15 protein-coding genes and 1 pseudogene are annotated in these 18627 nt (G+C 68.7%); 6 read left to right on the top strand and 10 right to left on the bottom strand.

Annotation, left to right across the window (positions count from 1 at the left end):
• Positions 1–8 precede the first annotated feature (8 nt).
• Genes ACWEVR_RS07550 through ACWEVR_RS07520 form a run of 7 tightly spaced genes read right to left on the bottom strand, consistent with a single transcriptional unit; the run spans position 9 to position 9446 of the window.
• On the bottom strand, positions 9–1220 hold the full coding sequence (locus ACWEVR_RS07550) for a TetR/AcrR family transcriptional regulator (RefSeq protein ID WP_452466241.1): 1212 nt from the start codon (positions 1218–1220) through the stop codon (positions 9–11).
• A gap of 12 nt (positions 1221–1232) precedes the next feature.
• The gene (locus tag ACWEVR_RS07545) at positions 1233–3176 is read right to left on the bottom strand and encodes an acetoacetate--CoA ligase (protein WP_452466240.1); all 1944 of its coding nucleotides are present in this window, start codon (positions 3174–3176) and stop codon (positions 1233–1235) included.
• A 19-nt stretch (positions 3177–3195) separates the two neighbouring features.
• A complete protein-coding gene (locus ACWEVR_RS07540; RefSeq protein ID WP_452466239.1) occupies positions 3196–4011 on the bottom strand; it encodes an HpcH/HpaI aldolase/citrate lyase family protein in 816 nt (271 codons plus the stop codon).
• Positions 4008–4487 (bottom strand): MaoC family dehydratase, encoded by a 480-nt coding sequence (locus tag ACWEVR_RS07535; protein WP_452466238.1) that lies wholly within the window; start codon positions 4485–4487, stop codon positions 4008–4010. Before ACWEVR_RS07535 ends, ACWEVR_RS07540 begins: the two co-directional genes overlap by 4 nt.
• Positions 4484–5644 carry an acyl-CoA dehydrogenase family protein gene (locus ACWEVR_RS07530; protein ID WP_452466237.1) on the bottom strand — a complete coding sequence of 387 codons (1161 nt, stop codon included), beginning with the start codon at positions 5642–5644 and terminating at the stop codon, positions 4484–4486. The genes ACWEVR_RS07535 and ACWEVR_RS07530 overlap by 4 nt, the downstream gene beginning before the upstream one ends.
• Positions 5641–7833 carry an ATP-binding protein gene (locus ACWEVR_RS07525; protein ID WP_452466236.1) on the bottom strand — a complete coding sequence of 731 codons (2193 nt, stop codon included), beginning with the start codon at positions 7831–7833 and terminating at the stop codon, positions 5641–5643. Before ACWEVR_RS07525 ends, ACWEVR_RS07530 begins: the two co-directional genes overlap by 4 nt.
• A 5-nt stretch (positions 7834–7838) precedes the next feature.
• Positions 7839–9446, bottom strand: coding sequence for a carboxyl transferase domain-containing protein (locus ACWEVR_RS07520; RefSeq protein WP_357148330.1), 1608 nt, complete (start codon positions 9444–9446; stop codon positions 7839–7841).
• A 90-nt stretch (positions 9447–9536) separates the two neighbouring features.
• Between ACWEVR_RS07520 and ACWEVR_RS07515 the strand changes: the two genes are divergently transcribed.
• The 3 genes from ACWEVR_RS07515 to ACWEVR_RS07505 all read left to right on the top strand — a co-directional run bounded on the left by ACWEVR_RS07515 (position 9537) and on the right by ACWEVR_RS07505 (position 10912).
• A complete protein-coding gene (locus ACWEVR_RS07515; RefSeq protein ID WP_452466235.1) occupies positions 9537–10130 on the top strand; it encodes an SACE_7040 family transcriptional regulator in 594 nt (197 codons plus the stop codon).
• A 96-nt stretch (positions 10131–10226) separates the two neighbouring features.
• Positions 10227–10481 (top strand): type II toxin-antitoxin system Phd/YefM family antitoxin, encoded by a 255-nt coding sequence (locus ACWEVR_RS07510; protein WP_452466234.1) that lies wholly within the window; start codon positions 10227–10229, stop codon positions 10479–10481.
• Positions 10478–10912, top strand: coding sequence for a type II toxin-antitoxin system VapC family toxin (locus ACWEVR_RS07505; RefSeq protein WP_452466233.1), 435 nt, complete (start codon positions 10478–10480; stop codon positions 10910–10912). The genes ACWEVR_RS07510 and ACWEVR_RS07505 overlap by 4 nt, the downstream gene beginning before the upstream one ends.
• Before the next feature lie 146 nt (positions 10913–11058).
• Here the strand turns inward: ACWEVR_RS07505 and ACWEVR_RS07500 are convergent.
• A pseudogene (locus tag ACWEVR_RS07500) lies at positions 11059–11412 on the bottom strand (hypothetical protein); the annotation flags it as partial.
• Positions 11413–11496: 84 nt separating this feature from the next.
• On the opposite strand from ACWEVR_RS07500, the gene ACWEVR_RS07495 reads away from it, so the two are divergent.
• Positions 11497–11922, top strand: coding sequence for a PPOX class F420-dependent oxidoreductase (locus tag ACWEVR_RS07495; RefSeq protein ID WP_067485274.1), 426 nt, complete (start codon positions 11497–11499; stop codon positions 11920–11922).
• Position 11923: 1 nt separating this feature from the next.
• Here the strand turns inward: ACWEVR_RS07495 and ACWEVR_RS07490 are convergent, their stop codons facing one another.
• Entirely contained in the window at positions 11924–12628 is a 705-nt protein-coding gene (locus ACWEVR_RS07490; protein ID WP_452466232.1) for a DUF3105 domain-containing protein, read from the bottom strand.
• A 92-nt stretch (positions 12629–12720) separates the two neighbouring features.
• Positions 12721–13926 (bottom strand): TerD family protein, encoded by a 1206-nt coding sequence (locus ACWEVR_RS07485; RefSeq protein ID WP_452466231.1) that lies wholly within the window; start codon positions 13924–13926, stop codon positions 12721–12723.
• A 245-nt stretch (positions 13927–14171) separates the two neighbouring features.
• Here ACWEVR_RS07485 and ACWEVR_RS07480 point away from each other — a divergent pair, with 245 nt between their 5' ends.
• Complete coding sequence (locus tag ACWEVR_RS07480; RefSeq protein ID WP_452466230.1) at positions 14172–17639, top strand: Ig-like domain-containing protein; 3468 nt, start codon at positions 14172–14174, stop codon at positions 17637–17639.
• Between the two features lie 28 nt (positions 17640–17667).
• Positions 17668–18417: a precorrin-4 C(11)-methyltransferase gene (cobM, locus tag ACWEVR_RS07475; protein ID WP_452466229.1), complete on the top strand. Its 750-nt coding sequence runs from the start codon at positions 17668–17670 to the stop codon at positions 18415–18417.
• Positions 18418–18627 lie beyond the last annotated feature (210 nt).

The following is an 18627-nucleotide window of genomic DNA, read 5'->3' as shown; positions in this document are numbered from 1 at the left end:
CGCGACAACTAGCCGAGCAGTACCCGGCGCATGAGGAAGCCGACTCGGGCGCGACCGGCCAGGGGTGTGTTGCCGAACGCTTGGCCGAGGTCGATGACCATGGCGAAGGCGGCGTGGACGAGGAAGCGGGCCTCGGCGGGGGTGAGGGTGGGGCGGACCTCGCGGACGAGGCGGGCCCATTCCTGGACGCTGAGGCGCTGGATATTGCGCAGGACGGCGCGTTCCTCGGCCGGAACATGGCCGAATTCGGCGTAGTAGACCACTGCGAGGGCGCGTTCGTCGAAGGTGTCGGCGACGAACTGGTCGATCAGCACATCGAGGGCGGCGGCACTGTGTGGGGTGCTCGCGACGGCGGGACCGATGGCGCCGGACACCCGGTCGGCGGCGCGGCGGAACGCGGCGGCGAGGATGTCGCTCTTCCCACGGTAGAAGCGGTAGACCGCCGAAGCGGCGGAAAGCCCGGCGGCAGAGGCGATGTCCTCCACACTCACATTCGGGTAGCCACGTTCGTGGAACAGCTCGACCGCTTTGCGCAGCAGCAGTTCGTGTTTGAACGCGGCGGGAATCTGTGCCCGCACCGACTGCTCGGAAGTCGTTGCGGCGGGCGGAAGTTCACACTCGAGCAACGACATGCACGCCGAGCCGAGCAGCTTGTGCACCGCCCGCGCGGGGAGGGCGGCGTGGTGGTCGGCGAGGCTGGTGACCACGCCGAACATGGCCGTGGACACCAGCCGTAGTTCCTCGGCACTCAGTTCCGGACGCAGGACGGCGAGTTCACGGTCGAACCCGGCGAGGACGGAACTCTGCTGCCGATCGAGAACCGCCCGGTCGGCGGGCTCGAGATAGCGACCCTCCCAGCGCACCAGCGTGACGGTCGCCCGGTTCTCGAGGGTGGCACCGATGAGCCCGGCGAGCCTGTGCCGCAACCGTTCCGGCGCCGACCGGACCTCGGCGGGTACCTCGACGGCCGTGGTGAAAGCCTGGCCGACCCGCAGCAATTCCTCCCGGAACAACGCGTACTTACTGGGGTAGTGCCGGTACAGCGCGGCCGAGCTGATGCCGAGCGCGGCCGCGATGTCCTCCATGCTCACCCCGTGATACCCGGCGGCCCCGAACGCCGCCGCCGAGGTGGCCGCGATCTGCGCGCGCCGATTCTTCGGCCTGCGCCGCACACCATCGACTACCGACCCACGTGCCACACGAGACTCGCCGACATTCATACCCGAAGTGTATTAAACGGTGTCGGAGGGCGTGATCCGGGCATACCAGTCGAGCAGTGCCGGGTCGTCGACCGCGCTGCGTTCCACGACGCGAGCCGGATCGGCGCCCTGGAAGAGCTTCTTGATGGGCACCTCGAGCTTCTTGCCGGTGCGGGTGTGCGGAATGCCCGGCGCCTCGCGGATCTCGTCGGGCACGTGCCGGGGCGAGACCTCGCTCCGGATGGCGGCATCGACCCGGGCTTTCAGGTCGTCGGTGAGTTCGGCGCCGGGTGCGAGCACGACGAACAGCGGCATCCAGTAGCCGCCGTCGGGCTGTTCGGCGCCGATCACCAGTGCCTCGGCGATCTCCGGGAACTGCTCGACCACCTGGTAGATGTCGGCGCTGCCCATGCGGATACCGTGCCGGTTGAGGGTGGAGTCGGAGCGTCCGTGCACCACCACGCTGCCGTGTTCGGTGAGCGTGATCCAGTCGCCGTGGCGCCACACGCCGGGGTAGGTGTCGAAATAGGCGTCGCGGTAACGCTTTCCGTCCTCGTCACGCCAGAAACGGACCGGCATCGACGGCATCGGCTCGGTCACCACGAGCTCACCGACCTCGCCGCGCACCGGCTTGCCCTGTTCGTCGAACGCGTCGAGAGCCACCCCGAGATACGGGGCCGACAGCTCACCCGGCCACACCGGTACGGTCGGCGCGCCACCGGCGAAGGCCGATACCACATCCGTGCCACCGCTGATCGAACTCACCTGCACACGCGGGCCGACGTTCTCGCTCAGCCACAGCGCGCTCGTCTCCGGCAGCGCCGAACCGGTGATGCCGACGGTGCGCAGGGCGGACAGGTCGTGATCGGTGCGCGGCACCGCACCGGCCTTGATGCAGCCGAGCACATACCCTGGGCTGGTGCCGAATACGGTGGCACCGACCTGGGCGGCGATGCGCCACAACGCATCCGGGCCGCCCGCGGTGGGGCTGCCGTCGTATGTGACGATGGTCGCGCCCGCCAGCAACCCGGCGACCTGGAAGTTCCACATCATCCAGCTCGGGCTGGTGTACCAGAAGAAGACGTCATCGGTGCCGATATCGGATTGCAGCGCAACCGCTTTGAGGTGCTCGAGCAGCACGCCACCGTGGCCGTGGACGATGCCCTTGGGCAGTCCCGTCGTGCCGGAGGAGAACACGATCCACAGCGGATGATCGAAATCGACCGGGGTGGTTTCGATGATGCCGAAATTCTCGTCGGTGACCGTGTCGGCCCAGGCCAGTGCGTCCGGCACCGAGAGACCGAGCCGAGGCACGACGACGGTCGCGCGCAGACCGGGCAGCCCTTCTCGCAGCGCGTCGATATCGGCTCGCTTGTCGTGGTCCTTGCCGCCGAAACGGTAGCCGTCGGCGGTGACGAGCACCGTCGGGTCGAGTTGCCCGAGCCGGTCGAGCGCGGCCTTGGCGGAGTAGTCCTGTCCACAGGCGCTCCACACCGCGCCGATGCTCGCGGTCGCGAGGAAGGCGACGACCGCCTCCGGGATGTTGGGCAGATAACCCACCACCCGGTCACCCGCCTCGACCCCCTGTTCGCGCAGGGTGCGGGCGAAGACGGTGACCTGCTCGATGAGGTCCGACCACAGGATCTCGCGCGGTTCGGCGTCCTCGTGCAGGGCGATGATCGCGGGCCTGCCGAACTGGGCCATTCGGATGATCTGGTCGACGTAGTTCAACCGTGTGCCCGGAAACCACTGTGCCCCCGGCATTTCCCGGGAACCGAGGACCTCACCCGCCGTCTCGCCGAGTTCGAAGTAGTCCCACAGCGCCTGCCAGAACCCCGCGAGGTCGTCGACCGACCACTGCCACAGGGCTCGGTAGTCCGGATAGGCGACGCCGGTGCGGGCGGTGACGAACGCGGCGAAATCGGTGATCCGGGCAGCCGCGATGTCGTCGTCGGTCGGTACCCATTGTGGTTGCACTGGCGTGGTCCTCCTCGGTTCAGGACAGGTCGGCGCGGCGCACGATCTGCTCGGCATGACGCAATACCGGTGCGTCCACCATGCGCCCTTCGAAGGCGAATACGCCACGGTGGTTCGGGACTTCCGCGAGAACCCGCCGCGCCCAGTCGGTTTCGGCCTCGGAAGGTGCGTACCCGGAGCGGATCACCGGAACCTGACTCGGGTGGATGGCGACCTTGCCGTCGAAGCCGACCGCGACCGCGTCGAGCGTTTCCGCCGCCAGGCCGTCCAGGTCCTTGATGTTCAGATACACCGAATCCAGCGCGAACCGGCCGAACGCCTTGGCGGCGAGCAGGCTGGTGGACCGCACGTGCCGGGCGATGTCGCGGTAGCTGCCGTCGGCGTGCCTGCTGGCATTGCCGCCGAGCCCCGCGATCAGGTCCTCCGCGCCCCACATCACCCCGATGGCGTTGTCCACCTGCACCGTTTCCGCGACGCGCACGGCGCCCAGGGGAGATTCGACCAGCACGATCACCTCGCACTCGGCGAGGTTGCGCACCTGCTCGGCGGACTCGCACTTGGGCAGCATCACCCGCCGGTAGGCGGTCTTGGCGAGCACCGCCAGGTCTTCGGTGTGGTCGTCGGTGCCCGCCGCGTTCACGCGGATCACGGTGTGCTGCGGGTCCAGTGGGGTGTCCAGCAGCGCCTGCCGAGCGGCGGCCTTGTCGGCGGGGGCCACGCCGTCCTCGAGGTCGAGGATCACCACGTCGGCGGCCGCGGCCGCCTTGGCGAAGCGTTCGGGACGGTCGGCGGGGCAGAACAGCCAGGCCGGACCCGTCGGCTGCCAGGCGCTCATGTGGTCGGCGCCTTACGCACCAGCGTCTGCCGGACCGCGGTCGCCACCACCACGCCGTTCTGGTTGCGCGCGGTATGCGTGAGGCTGACGATGCCCTCGCCGGGACGGCTCTTGGACTCGCGTTTGCCGGTGACCAGGGTTTCGGCGTACATGGTGTCGCCGTGGAACAGCGGGGCGGGCACGGTCATCTCGGAGAAGCCGAGGTTGGCGACCAGCGTGCCCTGGGTGAGCTGGGCCACCGAGAGCCCCACCAGTGTCGACAGCGTGAACATCGAATTCACCAGCCGCTGGTTGAACGGTGGCTGGCCGTCGGCGAACGCCGCGTCCAGGTGCAGGGCCTGGGTGTTCATGGTGAGGGTGGTGAACAGGACGTTGTCGGCCTCGGTGATGGTGCGGCCGGGCCGGTGCTCGTAGATCGTGCCGATCTCGAACTCCTCGAACCACAGGCCGCGCTGCACCACGCGCTTCTCGGTCACAGGCCGAGCTCCCTTGCGATCAGCATCAGCTGCACCTCCGTTGTGCCCTCACCGATTTCCAGGATCTTGCTGTCACGGTAGTGCCTGGAGACCACGTACTCGTTCATGAACCCGTTGCCGCCGAAGATCTGGGTGGCGTCGCGGGCGTTGTCCATCGCCGCCTCACTGGCCACCATCTTCGCGATCGAGGCCTGCTTCTTGAAGGGTTTGCCCGCCAGCATGAGGGCGGCCGCGTCGTAGTAGGCGGTGCGCGCGGTGTGGGCGCGGGCCTCCATCCTGGCGATCTTGAACGCGATGGCCTGATTGCGGCCGATGGCCTGGCCGAACGCCTGCCGCTCGCCCGCGTACCGCACGCTCTCGTCCACGCAACCCTGCGCGGCGCCGACCGCGAGCGCGGCGATGGCGATGCGGCCCTCGTCGAGGATGCGCAGGAAATTGGCGTACCCGCGGCCGCGCTCACCGAGCAGGTTCTCGCGCGGCACCCGCACATCGGTGAAGCTCAGCGGATGGGTGTCGGAGGCGTTCCAGCCCACCTTGTTGTAGGCGGGCTCGGCCACGAAACCCGGCGTCGAGGTCGGCACGAGGATCGTGGAGATCTCCTTCTTGCCGCCGTTGTTGCCGGTCACCGCGGTGACGGTGACCAGGCGGGTGATGTCGGTGCCCGAGTTGGTGATGAACTGCTTGCTGCCGTTGATCACCCAACTGTCACCGTCCTCGACGGCCGTGGTCCTGGTGCCACCGGCATCGCTGCCCGCGTCGGGCTCGGTGAGGCCGAAACCGGCCAGCGCCTGCCCGCTGGTGAGCTGGGGCAACCACTCCGCGCGCTGGTCGTCGTTGCCGAACCGGTAGATCGGCATGGCGCCGAGCGACACACCCGCCTCGAGGGTGATGGCCACGCTCTGGTCGACCTTGCCGAGTTCCTCCAGCGCGAGGCACAGGGCGAAGTAGTCGCCGCCCATGCCGCCGAACTCCTCGGGGAACGGCAGGCCGAACAGACCCATGTCGGCCATGCTTGCCACGACCTCGTACGGGAAGCTGTGGTCGGCATCGTGTTTCGCCGACACCGGGGCGACGACCTGCTGGGCGAAGTCACGCACGGTGAGGGCGAGCTGACGGTATTCCTCCGGCAGGGAACCGGTGGACAGGTAGTCGGTCATGCGGTGGTTCCTTCACGTTCGATGTCGGCGTCGGCCGTGTTCGCGTCGTCGGTTTCGGCGGGATGGGCGACGACGCGCACCAGCACTTGGTCCAGCTTCACCTGGGTGCCAGGCGAGGCGAGCACTTCCACCGTGCCCGCTACCGGTGCGGTGAGGGTGTGCTCCATCTTCATAGCTTCGATCACGATCACCGGATCGCCCACGGCGACCGTCGCACCGTTCGCGACCGGTGCCGCGATCACCGAACCCGGCATGGGGCTGCGGATTTCGGCGTCGCCGACGTGCGCCGCATCGCCACGAACGCTTGCCTCCGCCACTTCGCGCAGCACGCAGACGCGCCCGTTGCCGCTCACCCACAGCTGGCCGTCGGCCTCGGCCACCCGCACCTTGCGGCGCAGGCCGTCGATGGTGAAGACCAGGCCGTCGTCGAGCAGGGCGCCGGTCAGTGAGCTGGTCCCTGGATCCGCGGGCTCCTCCGAGTGTGTTCCGGCGGTCGTCACCGGGTCGCCAGGGTGCTGCGTCGTGCCTGTGTGTTGTGAGGCGGCTGGGTGTTGTGTCTCGCCTCGGTGTTGTCGCGCGCCCGATGCAGCGGCGGCGTCGTTCGCCAGCCGCACGCGCGCGGAATCCGGTGTGCCCGTGATGAATACGTGGCGCACCTGATCGCCCGAAGCGAGCCGGATCGCGGTCGGCGCCGGCGTTCCGAGTCGCCAGCCCGACGGAATCGACCACAGGTCGGCATCGGGCTTGGGCCAACGACGCAGCCAGTGATATGTGGCGGCGGCGATGAATTCGTCATCGGTCGGCTCGGCGGGGGCGAAGTCGGTGACGCGGCGGTCGAGCAGCGCGGTGTCGAGGCGGCCCGCCTGCACATCGTCGTCGGCCAGCAGGAAGCGCAGGAACTCGATATTGCTGGTGACACCGAGCAACACCGTCTGTTCCAGCGCCCGGTCGAGCGCGGCGAGCGCATCGGCGCGGGTGTTGCCGCGGGCGATCACCTTCGACAGCATCGGGTCGTAATCGCTGCCGACCACGGTTCCCACGGACAGCCCCGAATCCACCCGGATGCCTTCGCCTTCCGGCTCGGTCAGGGCGAGCACCGTGCCACCGGTCGGGAGGAAGCCTCGGCCCGGGTCCTCGGCGTACACGCGGGCCTCGATCGCGTGCCCGACCAGGTGGATCTCGTCCTGGGTGCGGGCCAGCTTCTGCCCGGCGGCCACCCGCACCTGGCATTCCACCAGGTCGATGCCGGTGACCATCTCGGTCACCGGGTGTTCCACCTGCAGTCTCGTGTTCATCTCCATGAAGAAGAACTCGTCGGGCCGGTCGGCGGAGACGATGAACTCCACGGTGCCCGCGCCCACGTAGTCGACGCTGCGCGCGGTATTGCAGGCCGCGGTGCCGATCCGCGCCCGGGTGGCGGCATCGAGCAGCGGTGAGGGTGCTTCCTCGATGACCTTCTGATGCCTGCGCTGCAAACTGCACTCGCGCTCACCGAGGTGCACCACATTGCCGAAAGCGTCTGCCAGCACCTGTACTTCGATGTGCCGTGGCCGGGTGACGAAACGTTCGAGGAACAGAGTGTCGTCACCGAAGGCGGCACCGGCTTCGCGGCGGGCGCTCACCAGCGCGGCGGGCAGGTCCTCGGCCCGCTCGACCAGGCGCATGCCCTTGCCGCCACCACCGGCCGACGGCTTCACCAGCACGGGGTAGCCGATATCGGTTGCGGCGGCGATCAATTGGTCGTCGGTGAGGCCCGGTTCGGCGATGCCGGGAACCACCGGCACCCCGAATGCCGTCACCGTCTTCTTCGCGGTGATCTTGTCGCCCATCACCTCGATGGCCTTGGCGGGCGGTCCGAGGAAGACGATGCCCGCGTCGGCCAAGGCGGCGGCGAACGCCGAATTCTCCGACAGGAAGCCATAACCCGGGTGCACCGCCTGCGCGCTCGAACGAACAGCGGCGTCGACGACCTTCTCGATCGACAAGTAGCTCTCGCGCGCGGGCGCCGGGCCGAGTCGCACCGCCAAGTCGGCCTCGCGCACATGGCGCGCGTTCTTGTCGGCGTCGCTGTACACCGCGACGGAACGAATGCCCATGGCACGCAACGTCTTGATGACGCGCACCGCGATCTCACCGCGATTGGCGACCAGGACGGTGTCGAATTCGACGGGTTGAGATTTGTTCAGCATGTCGCTCACATCCGGAAGACGCCGTAGGAAACGGGTTCGAGTGGCGCTTGCGCACACACCGAAAGGGCAAGTCCGAGCACGGTTCTGGTGTCGGTCGGGGCGATCACGCCGTCGTCCCAGATGCGCGCCGTCGCGTAGTAGGGGTTGCCCTGGGTTTCGTACTGCTCGCGGATCGGGGCCTTGAACGCCTCCTGATCCTCGGCCGACCAGGGCTTGCCCGCGCTGTCGAGCTGGTCGCCGCGCACCGTGGCCAGCACCGAGGCGGCCTGCTCGCCACCCATCACCGAGATGCGCGCGTTCGGCCACATCCACAGGAAGCGCGGCGAATACGCGCGCCCGCACATGGAGTAGTTGCCCGCGCCGTAGGAACCGCCGATCACCACCGTCAGCTTCGGCACCCGCGCGCACGCCACCGCGGTGACCATCTTCGCACCGTGCTTGGCGATACCGCCGGCCTCGTAGTCGCGACCGACCATGAAGCCGGTGATGTTCTGCAGGAACAGCAGCGGGATCTTGCGCTTGTCGCACAGTTCGATGAAATGCGCGCCCTTCATGGCGGATTCGCTGAACAGCACGCCGTTGTTGGCGACGATGCCAACCGGATGACCGTGGATGCGGGCGAAACCGGTGACCAGGGTCTTGCCGTACTCGGCCTTGAATTCCTGGAATCCGCTCTCGCCGTCGACGATCCGGTCGATCACCTCGCGCACGTCGTACGGTGTGCGCGGGTCGACGGGGACCACGTCGTAGAGCTCGTCCTCGGGCTTGGCTGGCGGGGTGCTCGGCAGCACCTCCCACGGGGCCTCGGGGCGCGGGCCGAGTGTCGAGACGATATTGCGGACGATGCGCAGCGCGTCGCGGTCGTCGTCGGCGAGATGATCGGTCACGCCGGAAGTGCGCGAATGCAGCAGGCCACCGCCCAGTTCCTCGGCGGTGACGACCTCACCGGTCGCCGCCTTCACCAACGGCGGGCCGCCGAGGAAGATGGTGCCCTGGTCGCGCACGATCACGGCCTCGTCGGCCATCGCGGGTACATAGGCGCCACCGGCGGTGCACGAGCCGAGAACCGCCGCGATCTGCGCGATGCCGCGCGCGCTCATGTTCGCCTGGTTGTAGAAGATGCGGCCGAAGTGGTCGCGGTCGGGAAACACCTCGTCCTGGCGGGGCAGGAACCCGCCGCCGGACTCCACCAGGTACACGCACGGCAGGTTGTTCTGCGCGGCCACCTCCTGGGCGCGCAGGTGCTTCTTCACCGTGATCGGGTAGTAGGTGCCGCCCTTGACCGTCGGGTCGTTGGCCAGCACCAGGCATTCCCGGCCCGCGATCCGGCCGATGCCCGCGATCACGCCCGCGCCGGGGCACTCGTCGTCGTACATGCCGTTGCCCGCCAGCGGCGCCAGCTCGAGGAAGGGGCTGCCCGGGTCGAGCAGTTCGTCGATGCGGTCGCGGGGGAGGAGCTTGCCCCGGGCGACGTGGCGTTCGCGCGACTTCTGCGGGCCGCCGAGGGCGGTCGTGGCCAGTCGTTGCCGCAGGTCCGCCACCAGGGCGAGGTGCGCGTCTCGATTGCTCGTGGCGGCCTCGGTGTCATTGCCGAGGTCGTGTGTCACCGTCATCGGGCCATCCTGCCATCCGGTTAATCGCCAATAACTGAAATTCAGGTTAATGTTGATTAACCAAGTTGTCCAGAGGTGGAAGGAGCGCCGGTGGCCGAACCCGTCCAGGCGACCCGGCGCGAGCAACTCAAGGCCCAGCGCCGGGAACAGTTGCTCACGGCAGGCGCCCGGTTGATCGCCGACCGGGGTTTCCTCGGTGTGCGCCTCGACGACCTGGGCGCCGCCGTCGGTATCAGCGGCCCCGCCGTCTACCGGCACTTCGCGAACAAAGAGGCACTGCTGGTCGAACTGCTCGTCGGCATCAGTGAGCATCTGCTCGCAGGCGGCCGCGCCGTGGTCGCCGACTCGTCGACGGCCGCCGAAGCCCTCGCCGGCCTGGTCGACTTCCACCTCGACTTCGCCTTCGGCAACCCCGAACTCATCCGCATCCAGGACCGCGACCTCGACAAGGTCCCCACTCCGGAACGCCGAGTCCTGCGCCGCACCCAGCGCCAGTACGTCGAAGTCTGGGTGGAAGTGCTCCGCGAACTGCGCCCCGGCCTCGCCGAGGAAACCGCCCGCATCAAAGCCCACGCCGCCTTCGGCCTCATCAACTCCACACCCCACAGCGCGTCGGCCGCGAGTGCTTCCCGTGCCCGCCCGGTGCTACGGCAGATGGCCTTAGCGGCTTTATCGGCTGAGTAGTTGCTCAATGGCTGAGATCGTCGGCGCGGCTTCTATCGCTGTCCGGAAGTGGTGGCTACAATTGGTATCAGATTTGTCGCCACAAAAAGGAGCGTCATGGAGATCGGTGTGCGGGGCCTGCGGGACCATCTCAGTAGCTATCTGGCTGAGGTGCGAGCGGGCCGGACGGTGACAGTGACCGATCACGGCAAGCCGATCGCCCGGATCGTCCCTGTTGATCGGCTGACCGCACTGGAGCAGCTGCGGGCGGAGGGGCGAATTCAGCCGGCTCGAAAGCGTAAGCAACCCGCACCGGAACCGGTTCAGGGCAGTGGAATCGTGTCCGATCTGATCGATGATCAGCGCCGGTGATCGGCTACTTCGATACGTCGGCGTTCATTCCGCTGCTGGTCGTAGAGCCCAGCAGTGCCGCATGTAGACGGTTCTGGGACCTCGCTGACGACGTCGTCGCAAGTCGGCTGCTCTATGTCGAATCGGCAGCGGCACTGGCTCGAGCGCACCGGATGGGCAGGCTCGACACCTCGGCATTTCGCACGGCTTCGCGTTTGCGGGACGAACTGTGGCAACAACTCGACGTGACCGAGGTAGATGAGAAGTTGGTCCGAACTGCGGCGGTCTTCGCGGAGCGTTATGCGATGCGGGGTTACGACGCCGTCCATTGCGCGGTCGCCGCACAACTCGATGACCCTGACCTAGTTGCGGCATCTGGTGACGGGAAGTTGCTCGCCGCCTGGAAGTCCTTGGGAATCACGACATTCGATTCGAACGCACCTGACGACTAGCGCGATCAGTCGATCGGAGACCGATCCACCTTCGACTAGTCAGGTCATAGGTCGGGGATCTGCGGGTCTATGTCGAGCGAAGTCGGTTCGAAATCGATGTCGTCATCGTCCATGCTCAGGCGGGCGGCCCGATCCCGACTGTCGGCGATCTGATTCCACAGCCAGCTCGGGCCGACTGTCTCGGCGCCATGCGCTGCGACTCTCGAGCGCAACTCCCGGTCGGCGGTAACTACGATGATCGTGGCGTAGTCCTCGGTGGCGACCACGTCGACGATCGTGTCGTCGCCCGACCTTTCGGCGAGAACGGCTTTCAGCGGGGCGGATGCCGCGTCCGCGCCTGCTTTCGCGGCACCTTCGAGCACCACGATGACATCGGTGGTGTCGGTGAGGCCGGCGAGTTCGGCAAGCAATCGCCGGGCGGCACCGGCACGGTCCTTCCACCATCCGTCGGGGCGCGAACCGATGACGTTGGCCGCATCGACGACGATCAGCTGGTCCATCAGCCCAGTCTGCCCCCTTCCGCGAGGAGCGACAGGCCTCGCGGGTTCCTGGGTGGCGGCAGGGGAGGGGCCTACGCTGGGCTCATGACTTCCCTGACGGATCCTCAGGTGCGAGAGTTCCTTTCCCACGGCACACGGACGGGCAAGGTGGCGTTCACGGCCAAGGACGGGCGGCCGTTGGTGACGCCGATCTGGTTCATCGTGGAAGGCGATGAGCTGGTGTTCAACACCGGGAAGGAGACCGCGAAGGGACGGGCGTTCGCGCGGGATCCCCGGGTTGCGGTCTGTGTGGATCTGGAAGAGCCACCCTATGGGCTGGTGGAGGTGCAGGGGACGGTCGAGTTGTCGGAGGATCCGGCGGAGCTTGTGCGGACCGCGACCGCGATCGCCGCCCGGTACATGGGTGCGGACCGGGCCGAGGAGTTCGGCAAGCGCAACGGGGTGCCGGGGGAGCTGGTGGTGCGGGTGCGGCCGACGAAGGTCATCGCGCATTTCGACATGACCGGGTAGGTCAGCGGGGCGCGAGCGGGAGCTCGGGCAGTTCGGTCGGGAAGACGGGCTCGTTGTCCATCGGTGCGGCGTCCGGGCCGGGAGTGGACGGGTCGTACGGCGCGGGATCGCGGTCGAAGATCGGATTGCTGCAGGAAGCGCCCGGTTCCGGTGTGGTGTAAGGGTTGTTGCGCAGGGCGGTGATGAACTGGTCGACGCGCGCGTCGGTCGCGCTGTCGAGGACGAGCTGGTGGCCCCACGACTGCAGCGAGATCGGATCGGCCATGTTCGGGATGGGCGACATGAAGGTGTATGTCCTGCCCTGCACCTTGTTCCGCAGCGTCGCCTGATCGTCGGCACTCACCCGCGCGGGGTTGTAGGCGATCCAGACCGCGCCGTGTTCCATCGAGTGCACCGCGTTCTCGGTCCGGATGCCCTCGGGATAGACGACACCGTCGCAGGCCGCCCACACCGCGTCGTGCGTGCCACCCATCGGCGGGACGGACGTGTACGCCACCCGCTGCGTGCTCGGCACATGATTGCCGAGCGGGTATTCGGCGGTGACGACACCGGGGATGTCCTTCGCCGGGTCCTGGTTGTCCTCGGAAGGCGCGAAGCTGTCCACGGCGATCATCGGATGACCTTCGACGGCATCGTCACCACAACCCGCGAGCGCGACCGACGCGACCGCCAGTAGGCAAGCGCTCACTCTGTTCCGTACCCGCATGGGCCCCTCCTCGTCGTGCCGGCGCTCGCCGTCCGAGACGAACTTACTGGCAGTCCGCCCACACCGCCGTGGACTCGGCTCCGGCGGTGCGATCAGGTGTTGGAACGACTGGTCGAGACGAACTGTTTGCCAGGGTCGACCATCTTGCGCACGGTCGCGCCTTTCGAATACTCCCCGAGCGCGGTCATATTCCAGCCGTGTGCGTCGCGGGTGAGCATGGCGAGGAAGACGCCGGTGGTCGGTTCGCCCTGGGACAGTTCGAAGCGGACCAGTTCGGAGCCGGTGTGGTCGTCGAGGAGGCGGCAGTGTGCGCGACCGACCTGATCGAACTTGTGGCCCGCGAAGGAGTTGACGGTGAAGATCAGGGCGTAGACCTCGGGGGGTAGGGCCGTCAGGTCGACGGTGATGACCTCGTCGTCGCCGTCACCGTGGCCGGTCAGATTGTCCCCGGAGTGTTTGATGGCGCCGTCGAATGCCTCGCGACGTAGGAACCAGACGTTGGTGAGTTTCTTGGCCCGGTCGTCGTAGGCGATGACGGAGGCATCGAGGTCGATCTTGGTGCCGTGGGTCGCCGGGTCCCAGCCCAAGCCCATTCGCACCTGGGCGAGTGGCGGTGCACCGGCCTTGGTGAGCGACACCGTTTCGCTCTTGCGTAGGGTCACATGCCCTTTCGACAGGTCGACCGTCGGGCGTCCGAACCGCGGTGGTTCGGGGGAGGTCGGCGCCGATCGAACCTCGGGCGCTGGGGCAGGCTGAACCTCGGCGGGTGACGGCGGTTGCGCCCCGGCTGCCGATTCCTGGGCAGGTTCGTCATCGACGCTGATGCCGAAATCGGTCGCGATACCCGCCAGCCCCTGCGCGTACCCCTGACCGACCGCACGGACCTTCCACCCGTCCCCGCGCCGGTACAGCTCGCAGGCGATCAAGGCGGTCTCCGGCCCGAGCCCCGTCGGTGTGAACGCGGCGAGCAGGGCGCCGGTCGATTCGTCGGTCACCGTGATCCGGGGCGGTCCAGCCCGGCCCCAATCGGCGGGTCCGGTGCCGTCGAGGCTGGCGGTGAAAGCGATCCGGTCGATCTCGGCGGGCAACGCACCGAACGACACACGGACGGCCTCGGCCGAGACGACCTCGACGCCCGGGGCGACCGGTTGGTTGTAGAAGACGAAATCGCTGTCGGAGCGCACCTTTCCGGCGGCGGTCAGCAAAAGCGCGGCGAGGTCGGCTCCCGTGTCGGCCGCCACCGTGACCCGCACTTCCCTCGACGGCACCGGTGCGTTCGCGCCCTTGGACAACTCCATGGTCTACCTCAACTCATCGGGAGCCCGTCGTCGCAACGGCCTTCGTCGCCACCGAACCTACTGCCGTGCCCGGCGGGCATCCAGCCGAGCGAGCGCAAGGAACCCGGATTCCTTTCTCCGCCAGACCCATCGACAACCCCGATGACCAGCAGAAATACGCGCGTCGTTGGCAGGGCGGGGCGGCAACCGGGGCTACCGTTTCGACAAGTTTCGTAAGCGACGAGGCCGGCGAACGGAGTTCTGGCATGGCCGGACGGACTGCGGCCCAGGCGTGGGTCGCCACGCTTCTCGGTGTGGTGCTCGTGGTCGGCACCGCGACGCACGCGTCGGCCCAGCCGCCGGGCCCGGCTGCCCAGCGCACGTCCGACCATTTCGAGGATCCGGAATCCGGCCTTTCGATCGACGTGTTCTATTGCAGCGACCGAACCCAGACCTACCGGGTCCCACCGGGTACGACGAGCCTCTACATCGAGGCGGTCGGTGGGCAGGGTCAGACGCCGAACCCGAACTTCACCGGCATCGGCGGGCTGGGCGGACAGGTCAGCGGTGGGCTGCGGGTGAGCCCGCAGCAGGAGTTCCAGGTCCAGGTCGGGTGCGCGGGTGGCGAGAACGGCGGCTTCTCGCCGTACGCCTCCGGTGGTGCCCGGGGTGAAGCGGTCGATCAGCTCACGAATTTCGGCACTGTCTACTCGAGCGGCTGGGACGGCGGTGGTGGTGGCGGCGCGTCGGCCGTGCTCGGGCCCGACAACGAGCCCGTGCTGGTCGCGGGCGGCGGAGGGGGCGCGGGTGGCAACGCCCCGGACTGCTATTCCGTGTCGCCCGTGCAGGATTCGACGTTCTTCTACTGCGGTGGCGGCTCCCGACGCGACGGCGGTGACGGTGGCGACGGCAGCGCGGCGGTCGGCTGGCAGGAAGGCCCGCCGTGGATCGGCGGAGCGGGGGAGAACAACCCGGCGGGCACCACGCCGAGCGGCCTGACCTGCGGCGGCACCCGCGCGGGCGGTGCGGGCCACACCTTCGACAAGACCGGCGGCGGTGGTGGCGGTGGCGGCGGGGGCGGTGGCTACCTGGGCGGTGCCGGGCAGGGCGGCGGCTGCGGTGGGGCGGCCGCACCGGAGACACCGATCACGCACGGTCCGCACGCCGCGCCGGGCGCCGGTGGGGCGGGTGGTGGTGGCGGGACTTCGTATGCGTCGCCGAGCCTTTCGAAGGCGAGCGTGACCACCGCGTCGGTCTCCGGTGACGGCTACGTCCTGTTCCTCACCTCGGCCGACGGTGTCCGTACGACGACCTTCGGTGTGCACGGCGAATCCGCGCAGTACTACTGCGTCGGCGACGGCGTGGACGAGATCTTCGCCGACGTACTCGGCGGGTCCGGCGCGGGCGGCGGTCACGACTTCGGCGATGTGGGTACCGGTGGCGCGGGCAGCGGTGTGCAGGCGGTGATCGCGGTGCAGGAACGCAAACAGCTGAAGATCGATGTCGGGCACTACGGCGGGCCCGGCGGCGGATGGGGATACGGGACCGGCGGGGCGCGTGGCACCGCCGACTCCGGCGCGTCCTACAGCGGGGCAGGTGGTGGTGGGGCGTCGGCGGTGAGCCAGAACGCCGCCGACTGCGGCACGCGACCGTCCTCGGACAACCGGCCGATCATCGTCGCCGGGGGCGGTGGCGGTGGCGGGGGCAACGGCTTCAGCGCCGACGGTGGCGACGGTGGCGACGGCGGGCCCCAGCCCGGCGACGGCACCAGCGGCGGCTTCGGCGGCGGCTTCGGCGGTGTGGGCGGCAGCGAGCGTGGCGTGCACGGCGGCCACGCCACCGGCAGCTCCACCGGCGGTGGGGGTGGTGGCGGTGGCGGCGGTAGCCACGGCGGCGGCAAGGGCCACGGCGCGCAGGACGGCAACGACGGTGGCGGTGGCGGTGGGGGCGGCGGCGAGTCGACCGTCGACAGCGTCGCGAACCAGCCACCGCACTTCTACAACGGGCCCGACGGCAGTCATGGGAACCGGGACCGGCTCAACGACGGCAAGGTCCAGTTGATCGTCCCCATCCCGTCGAAACGCAGTCGGGTGGAACTGATCTCCGGCAACAGCCAGAGCGCCTACTCAGGACAGCCCTTCGCCGAACCGCTGCGGGTGCGCTTCGTCGACGCGATCCACGGACCGCAGGCGGGCAAATCGATCACCTTCGCCATGCCCGCCGGTCAGCCGCCCGCCGCCGGGTTCGACAACGGCCGCGACACGATCCGGGCGACCACCGACGCCGACGGCTACGCCCAGGTGAACCTGACCGCGCTGCCCGCGACGCGGCAGGGCGAACTGCCCGGCGGGTTCCTGGTCGACGCGTCGGCCACCGACGATCCGGCCCACCTGATCGGCGGCGCGGTGTTCCGGCTGCACGACGACCAGGTACCGACCGAGATCGAGGTGACGACGACCGCGCCGAACCACATCGCCCAGGTCGGTGAACCGGTCGGCTTCAGCGCGAAGGTGAGCCAGAAACCGGGAACCACACCGGCGTTCGGGACACCCACCGGGCATGTGCGCTTCGAGATCGACGGTGTCGCGACACCGGGACCCGTCGAGCTGGTCGACGGGGTGGCGACCCTGCCGCCGGTCGACGGCCTGCGGCCAGGCACCCACCACGTGCTCGCGACCTATCTGGCCGACGACCCGACCAGGGTGTTCGCACCGGTCTTCGGCAGTGTCGGAGTGCTGGTGCAGACGGAGAAGGTGCCCACCGAGGTCCATCTGACCCTCCCGCCACCGCCGGTACTCGCCGGTGCGGTCGTCGGCGCCACCGTCACCGTGCCGACGCCGAAGCCGGACGCGCCGAAACCCACCGGCGCGATTCAGTTCTCCCAGAACGGTTCCGCACTGGGCGATCCGGTGGCACTCGGCCCGGACGGCACGGCGAGTTCACCGCCGTTGCGGGCAGGCTCGGGCACGGTCGAGGCGCACTATTCCGGTGACGAGGTCTACGAACAGTCGACCGGCCGGGCCGAGCTCACCGTGTACACCGCCACCACGACGACGAAGGTGAGCGCCAGCCACAACCCGGTCACCTACTTCGAGCAACTCGACCTCACCGCGACGGTCACCCGTGACCCCGCAGGCGAGATCGACACCGGCTCCGTCCAGTTCTCCGCAGACGGCAAGCCGCTCGGCGCACCGGTCCCGGTCGACGCCGGGCTCGCCATCGCCCGTGATGTCGACGTCGCCCACCTGGGCTTCGGCACCCACCTGATCACTGCCGACTACTCCGGCGACGTGGACTCCGGTGTGGCGCCCAGCCGAGGCACGATGACGCTGTGGGTGCTGAGGGTCGGTGGTTCGCCGGGCGACCATCCCAGCGATGTCGGCGTGCACCTCGACCTTCCCCGCACCGCCGACCCCGGCGGACGGGTGACCGCGACCGTCACCGTCACCAATGTCGGCGGCCGACAAGCCACCGACGTCGAAGCCCGGTTGTCGACCCAGGGCTGGCACCGCCTGGTCGATCCAGGTGGCGGCGAGGTGCGGTCGACCCACGTCCGATTCCGGCTCCCCACCCTCGAAGCGGGTGAGACGCGGACCTTCACCGTGGTCCTCGAAGCACCACAGCGCTTGGCGCTGATCACCTCGTTCTTGCACGCGTCGACGGCGAGCACCGACATGAACCCGGCCAACAACCTGCACCTCGCCTCGACCTTCGTTCGGGCGCGAATGAGCTGAGACCTCCCCAGCGTTCTACGCTGCTGCCATGACGGTGCATTTCATCGGGGCGGGCCCCGGCGCTGCCGACCTGCTCACGGTGCGCGCGGTGAACCTCCTGCGCGACAGCCCGGTCTGCCTGTACGCGGGGACCTACCTCGACCCCGAGGTACTGGCCCACTGCGCGCCCGGCACGGAACTGATCGACACCCAGCGCCTCGACCTGGACCAGATCACCGCCCACCTCGTGCAGGCCCATGAGGCGGGTAAGGACGTCGCCCGCCTGTGCTCGGGCGACCCGTCCATCTATTCGGCACTCACCGAACAAACCCGCCGCCTCGACGCACACGGCGTCCCCTGGGACATCACCCCCGGCGTCCCCGCCTACGCGGCGGCCGCGGCCGTCCTCGGCACCGAACTCACGATCCCCGAGGTGGTGCAGTCGGTGGTCCTGACCCGCACCCAGGCCCGCTCGACGAAGATGCCCGAGGGCGAGGCCCTGGCGAACTTCGCCGCCACCGGCGCCACCCTCGTTCTGCACCTGGCCATCACGAGGATCGAAACCCTCGCCGACGAGCTCGCCGAGGAATACGGCCCCTCCTGCCCGGTCGCCGTCGTCTACCGAGCCAGTCAGCCCGAACAAGTGGTCCTGCGCGGCACCCTCGCCGACATCGCCGCCCAGGTCGAATCGGCGGGCCTGCGGCAAGCCGCCGTCATCCTCGTCGGCCGTGCGATGAACATCCCCGCCACCTGCGCCCAGTCACACCTCTACGACCCGGCCCGTCAGCGCGGCGAGTGATCCGCGCCCGGACATGTGACCCATCACTCAATCGCTGCGCGCACGACCGCGAGAGTCGGGATGTGAGGTGCACGGAACAGTCAGCAAACCGGGTGCGACGGATCTACCTGGGTCGATGCCCGCCAGCTATGGAGGTGGTTGGTTGCGGGGCAGCGGCACCGGTAGATTGGTGCGATGGTTTGCGACGAGCACACCGGCGCGGTCGGCCGG

This window comes from Nocardia sp. NPDC003979 (genome assembly GCF_053605015.1).
Note: the sequence above shows the minus strand (reverse complement) of the source record. Positions and strands in the feature narration are given on the sequence as shown.

Bases quoted from the DNA above. Each gene is read 5' to 3' on its own strand.
- ACWEVR_RS07510 (WP_452466234.1), top strand. From the start codon at position 10,227: ATGGAGATCGGTGTGCGGGGCCTGCGGGACCATCTCAGTAGCTATCTG.
- ACWEVR_RS07520 (WP_357148330.1), bottom strand. From the start codon at position 9,446: ATGACGGTGACACACGACCTCGGCAATGACACCGAGGCCGCCACGAGC.
- ACWEVR_RS07495 (WP_067485274.1), top strand. From the start codon at position 11,497: ATGACTTCCCTGACGGATCCTCAGGTGCGAGAGTTCCTTTCCCACGGC.
- ACWEVR_RS07525 (WP_452466236.1), bottom strand. From the start codon at position 7,833: ATGCTGAACAAATCTCAACCCGTCGAATTCGACACCGTCCTGGTCGCC.
- cobM (WP_452466229.1), top strand. From the start codon at position 17,668: ATGACGGTGCATTTCATCGGGGCGGGCCCCGGCGCTGCCGACCTGCTC.
- ACWEVR_RS07540 (WP_452466239.1), bottom strand. From the start codon at position 4,011: ATGAGCGCCTGGCAGCCGACGGGTCCGGCCTGGCTGTTCTGCCCCGCC.
- ACWEVR_RS07550 (WP_452466241.1), bottom strand. From the start codon at position 1,220: ATGAATGTCGGCGAGTCTCGTGTGGCACGTGGGTCGGTAGTCGATGGT.
- ACWEVR_RS07530 (WP_452466237.1), bottom strand. From the start codon at position 5,644: ATGACCGACTACCTGTCCACCGGTTCCCTGCCGGAGGAATACCGTCAG.
- ACWEVR_RS07480 (WP_452466230.1), top strand. From the start codon at position 14,172: ATGGCCGGACGGACTGCGGCCCAGGCGTGGGTCGCCACGCTTCTCGGT.
- ACWEVR_RS07490 (WP_452466232.1), bottom strand. From the start codon at position 12,628: ATGCGGGTACGGAACAGAGTGAGCGCTTGCCTACTGGCGGTCGCGTCG.
- ACWEVR_RS07485 (WP_452466231.1), bottom strand. From the start codon at position 13,926: ATGGAGTTGTCCAAGGGCGCGAACGCACCGGTGCCGTCGAGGGAAGTG.